This is a genomic window from Tranquillimonas alkanivorans, assembly GCF_900115595.1.
GTDB lineage: Bacteria > Pseudomonadota > Alphaproteobacteria > Rhodobacterales > Rhodobacteraceae > Tranquillimonas > Tranquillimonas alkanivorans.
The window spans coordinates 1-5,018 of sequence record NZ_FOXA01000062.1 but is presented as its reverse complement, the minus strand read 5'-3'; the positions used below and the strand labels follow the sequence as shown (position 1 = coordinate 5,018).

At 64.5% G+C, this 5,018-nt stretch carries 5 protein-coding genes; all 5 read right to left on the bottom strand.

Going from position 1 to position 5,018, the window contains the following annotated elements; genetic code table 11:
* A partial coding sequence (locus BM162_RS21985; RefSeq protein ID WP_093425978.1) for a penicillin acylase family protein occupies positions 1–1,877 on the bottom strand: 1,877 nt, incomplete at its 3' end.
* 21 nt (positions 1,878–1,898) lie between these two features.
* Positions 1,899–2,066 carry a hypothetical protein gene (locus BM162_RS23050; protein WP_093425976.1) on the bottom strand — a complete coding sequence of 56 codons (168 nt, stop codon included), beginning with the start codon at positions 2,064–2,066 and terminating at the stop codon, positions 1,899–1,901.
* The gene (gene lnt / locus BM162_RS21975; protein ID WP_093425982.1) at positions 2,063–3,610 is read right to left on the bottom strand and encodes an apolipoprotein N-acyltransferase; all 1,548 of its coding nucleotides are present in this window, start codon (positions 3,608–3,610) and stop codon (positions 2,063–2,065) included. The genes BM162_RS23050 and lnt overlap by 4 nt, the downstream gene beginning before the upstream one ends.
* A 32-nt stretch (positions 3,611–3,642) precedes the next feature.
* A complete protein-coding gene (gene lspA, locus BM162_RS21970) occupies positions 3,643–4,101 on the bottom strand; it encodes a signal peptidase II (RefSeq protein ID WP_093425980.1) in 459 nt (152 codons plus the stop codon).
* 28 nt (positions 4,102–4,129) lie between these two features.
* Positions 4,130–4,912 carry a ZIP family metal transporter gene (locus tag BM162_RS21965; RefSeq protein WP_093425975.1) on the bottom strand — a complete coding sequence of 261 codons (783 nt, stop codon included), beginning with the start codon at positions 4,910–4,912 and terminating at the stop codon, positions 4,130–4,132.
* Between the last annotated feature and the right edge of the window lie 106 nt (positions 4,913–5,018).

Here is a 5,018-nt window from a genome sequence, read left to right as displayed (position 1 = left end):
GCCGCAGCGCTTCTCGCGATGGAGAGATCCGAGGACATGTCCAGATAATCGGCATGCTTCCACCTTGAAAAGAGATTGTCGTAGAAACGCGAAAGCGGGTGACCGGATTGCCCTGCGGGTGCGATGAAATGAGATGCCGTGTCTTCGCCGAGTGTCATCACGGCCTGGAAATTCGTGCCGCTCCTGGACTCGAACGGATTGGCTTCTCCCTCATCGAAGAGCGTAGACTTCTGCGTGTATGGTCCTCCCCCTGCGAACGCCTTGAGATCGGCAACGCCATCCAGCACGCTGCCGGACCGGATCGCGGACCACTTCATGACCATGACGTGCTCCGATCCCCAGGACCACGAGGAGGGATCATCTCCGTATCGATCGATGATCCAGTTCAACGCGTCGTCGAAAGAAGCGAGGAGCAACTCGTCGCAGGTTTCTCTCCGCTTTGAGAGTCGGACGTCGCACCAGATCGCGCTTCCTTCGCGGTCGCTGAGGACCGCGTGCAGGAAGTCCGGCCTCGGCCGCCTCCACACATGATCCGCCGCAGGGAACTCGTCCTGCAGAATGCGTTGCTGCAAAGCGCGGGCCCAGGCCCAGAATACAAGCGGCTCGGGCGCCAGGCGCTCCATCTCGCCGTTCCAGCTTGCCAGGCGGTTGAGGACGTCCGAGCGAAGTGTGCTCGACGTAATGCCTTCTCCGCGCACGGCGGGTGCATCGAACCATAGTTCCCGCGCCATCAGAGGCAGAAGGGTACGGGCGACGGCGCTGACGACATCCTGCTGCACCGCGATGGCGCTTTCGATCGAATAAACGGTCTGGCGGTCGTCGAGGACGTCGCGGCGGACTTCAAGGAAGTCTCGGGCGGGTTCGCAAGTTGGTCGTGCGCAGCGGGGCCAAGCCTCGACGGCCTGCCCGTCCGCTGCGACAAGCTGCAGTCCGGTCGGCGGAAGGTCCGCAACTTTCCCTGCCGCGTCGCTTGCGCTGGAAGACTGCGTCAGGCGGCCGAGGACCGCCAGAAACGCTTCGGAGGCAGCATCAGGCAATTCGCTCGTAGTGACTTCGGCGGGCGGTCCGATCGACCTAAAACCCCACAAGAGGCTGTGGGATCGGCCGATGACCACGAAGGGAATGCCGGGCAGCGTGGCACCTACGACCGGGCCCGAGGGAAGCTGAAGATCCGCCAGATACCACTGCGACGGCAGCGCAAGGGGACCTGTGACATCGGCAGCGAGGATCGGAGCACCGGAAACTGTCCGGCTTGCAGGGACCGCCCATACGTCGAGGGACGCGTCCCGTCGATGAGAAAGAAGTCCCGGCGCATTATTCGGTCGACCTGCCGGAACCTGCCCTCCCATGATCTTGCTCTCATCGGAAGAATGGGCGATCTGCAGGTTTTCCAGGAATGCCCGGGCAAGTGCCAAGCTGTCGGAAGGCTCCCACGGCTGGATCGGGGCGCCGAGCATGAGCAGCTCCGGCCCTCCGCCGCCCCGGCCTCCTCTGGCGAGTTCTGATATCCACGCGTTGACGCCATCTGCGTAGGCATCAAGAGCAGCGGAGACAGGGCGCCCGAACGTCACGCGCCTCTGTCGCATCGCTTCAGCCGCAGCGGACCGCCGGGCTCTCAGCATCTGGCCAAGCCGGTCTTGTGCATGAACGAAGCCGAGTGCGAAGTAGACGTCGGCGGTGGAGGCTGCCGAAATGTGTGGAATCGCGGAAGCATCCCTGAGGATGTCGACAGGCCCCCGGATGCCCGGCACGGTGAAATCTTCGTCATAATCCGGAACAGAAGCCAGCAGCAGATATCCCACAAGCGCTGCCGTCGCAGTCGTGGCGGCAGCCAGCGCCAGGAATACCCTCAGCGTCACGCGGAACACCGTCTTCATGACGTACCTGCTACTGCCCGCTCACCCGAAGAGACGCGCCATGGCGATCGTCACGAAGAAGCCGAGCAGGCCGAATGCGATGGCGTGCCCGACCGCATATTGCAGAATGTCGAGGCGCTTTCCGCCCCGTCGCTTCGCCAGAAGCCCGCCCCTGATTGCGCCTCCGAAGACGCCGGCAAGTACGATCATCCGCATTCATCCTTTCTCACGTGTCCTTTCGGTCGCGCACCCACCGCCGTTATCCCCCCCAAGAAGATCCAGCACGTCGCGATGAGCACCAGAGATGTCCAGTCACCAAACCGCGAATATAGCGTCGCTGCGCGGGCACCCGGGAGCGGGGCGTCGATGATCCCTGTCGTACCGGTGTCGAGCCGTTCCAGGACCGCGCCCGTGGCGTCGATCACCGCGGAGATACCAGTGTTCGCGGCGCGAACTACGGGCAGGCCTTCCTCGACGGCACGCATTCGGGCCGAAGCCAGATGCTGTTCGGGGCCGATGCTGGTGCCGAACCAGGCGTCGTTCGTCGCGTTGTAGATCCAGTCGGGCCGGAACTCGGCGTCGATCACGTGCCCGGGAAAGATGATCTCGTAGCAGATCGCCGCCGCAACCAGCGGCGCGCCGGGAAGGGCGAGCGTCCGCGGCCCCGGGCCGGGCGCGAAATCCCCGAGACCTTCCGTCATCCGCTCGAGCGGGAGCCAATCGGACAGGGGAACGTACTCGCCAAACGGAACGAGATGGTGCTTGGCGTACCCGGCGAGAATGCGGCCCGAACTGTCGTAGGCCTGCAACGCGTTGAAGTAGAGGGAGCCGTCGTCGGTCTCGACGCGGTCCGGCGCTCCTGTCAGGAGCAGTGCGTGCTCGGGCACGGCTCCGGCGATGCGCGAGCGCGCCGCGGCGTCCTCGTCAAGAAAGCCCGGAAACGCCGTCTCCGGCCAGAGCAGGAGGTCGAACTTGCCGGGGCGGTCCGAGAGGTCGAGATAGCGCGTGAGGGTCCGCTCCCGGCTCCCGGGCTCCCATTTCTCGCCTTGCGGAATGTTGCCCTGGACGAGACGCAGATCGATTCCAGGCGCGGCCGGTGCGTCGGAGGCGATCCGGACCGTGCCGGCAGCCCAGACGGCGAGCACGACGATTCCGACCACGGCCAAGCTCTTCAAGCGCGCCTGTTTCTCCGCCAGGAAAGCCGCACCCGGCAACGCTCCGGCAAAGACCACAATGAAGCTCAGCCCGTAGCTTCCGATCCAGGCAGCGGGCTGTCGCAGGGCGTCATATTCGACGAGGGTGTATCCGGCGAGGTTCCAGGGAAAGCCGGTCAGGAGGTGTCCGCGCAGCCACTCCGTTCCAAACCAGCAGGTCGCGAGCAGCAGGCTGCTCGCGAGCGGTCTGCCGGAGGTCAGCCGTTTGAACTGCGCGAAGAGAGCGACGGCGAGGCCCGGAAAAAGCGCAAGCACGGCGGCGAGCCCTGCCACGGACGGGATCGCAAGCACGCCGAAGCGTTCGGCATCGACATAGAAGCTTTCGGCGATCCAGGAGATGCCGAACCCGAACTGACCGAGGCCAAAACTCCAGCCGACAAGGAGGGCGCGCCAAGCGGAAATGCCCTGGACCATGACGAAGAGGGTGGAAAAGGCGAGCGGGACCACGAACAGCAGGGAAAACGGGGGGATGGCGAGAACCGACAGCGCACCGGCGGCGGCCGCCAGCAGCGTTCGCAACGGCAGACGCGTGCTCTGCATCCGGGCATCGTCTTCGGAGATGGCTTCCACGATCACTCCGCACGCCGCTGTCGCGCACCCGTCGACGATGAAAAGAGCACTGCCATCGCTCCGCAGACCACGAAGACATCCGCCATGTTGAACGCCGGCCAGTGCAGGGAGCCTGCATAGACGTCGAGGAAATCGGTCACGGCGCCATGACGCAGGCGATCGGCAACATTGCCCAAGGCGCCGCCAATGATCATGCCGTAAGCAAGCGCCTCCATCCGACTGTTCGTGCGGACAAGCGCCACAACCAGCCAGCCGCAGACAGCGAGTGCAAGAGCCGTCAAGCTCCACATCGGTGCGCCACTCAGCAAGCCGAAGGTCACGCCGTCGTTGCGCAGGAAGACAAGGTTTAATCCCGGAAAAACCGGTACACCGGCGCTCAGCGTGGCTACGTGCGCCAGGATCAACGATTTCGTCGCCTGGTCGACCAGAAAGGTACCAACAGCAGCGGTGGCTCCGAACATCACGGGAAGCATCTTCGTTTTCATTCTGTCACCCCAGCCAGACATCGAGAAACAACATGAGGACGAGGCCCATCGAGAGGCCGAGCGTTGCCTTGTTCTGGTGCCCGCTGCGATGCGTCTCGGGAATGATCTCGTGGCTGATGACGTAGAGCATCGCGCCGGCCGCGAAGGCCAGTCCCCAAGGCAGAAGCGGCTGCGACAGAGCGATGATGCCGGCGCCGAGAAGGCCGCCGATGGGTTCCACGAGTCCCGTAAGGGCGGCGACACCCCAGGCCCGACCTCTGGAATATCCTTCTCCGAGCAGCGCGACGGCGACTGCAAGTCCCTCGGGAGCATTCTGCAGACCGATCCCGATCGCGAGCGGCATGCCTCCGGCAAGGCCATCGGCCCCGAAGCCCACACCAACAGCAAGTCCCTCCGGGAAATTGTGGATCGTGATCGCGATTATGAAGAGCCAGACGCGCCGAAGCGAAGCCGCTTCCGGTCCCTCGCGTCCGGTCCTGAAATGCTCGTGTGGGAGCCTTTCGTTCATCAGCGCGACGGCGCCCATGCCCAGCAGGATGGCGACGCAAACGATGGCCGCCGGAGCCGCTCCATTGTCGTACCTCGGCTCCGCCGCATCCAGCGCGGGAATGATCAGCGAGAAAAAAGAGGCCGCCAACATGACGCCGGCCGCGAAACCAAGGGATAGGTCCCGGGTGGCACGTGAAGGAAGATGTCCGAGCAGTACCGGCGCCGCCCCGACTGCCGTCAGCAAGCCGGCGGCGAGGCTGCCCAGAATGCCGAGTGCCAAGGGAGAAACGCCTGTCACGAGCGCACCTCGGGACGCATCCCGCTCCACCCGACATAATGCACGGCCCGGGCGGCCGCAGGGCGACATCCAACGGTCAGCTCGCGTCGGATACGAGCCGGCGATG

What these genes read in the sequence shown, in the direction of transcription:
- lspA (WP_093425980.1), bottom strand. Translation starts at nt 4,101, where the DNA reads ATGTTCGGAGCCACCGCTGCTGTTGGTACCTTTCTGGTCGACCAGGCG.
- BM162_RS23050 (WP_093425976.1), bottom strand. Translation starts at nt 2,066, where the DNA reads ATGATCGTACTTGCCGGCGTCTTCGGAGGCGCAATCAGGGGCGGGCTT.
- lnt (WP_093425982.1), bottom strand. Translation starts at nt 3,610, where the DNA reads ATGCAGAGCACGCGTCTGCCGTTGCGAACGCTGCTGGCGGCCGCCGCC.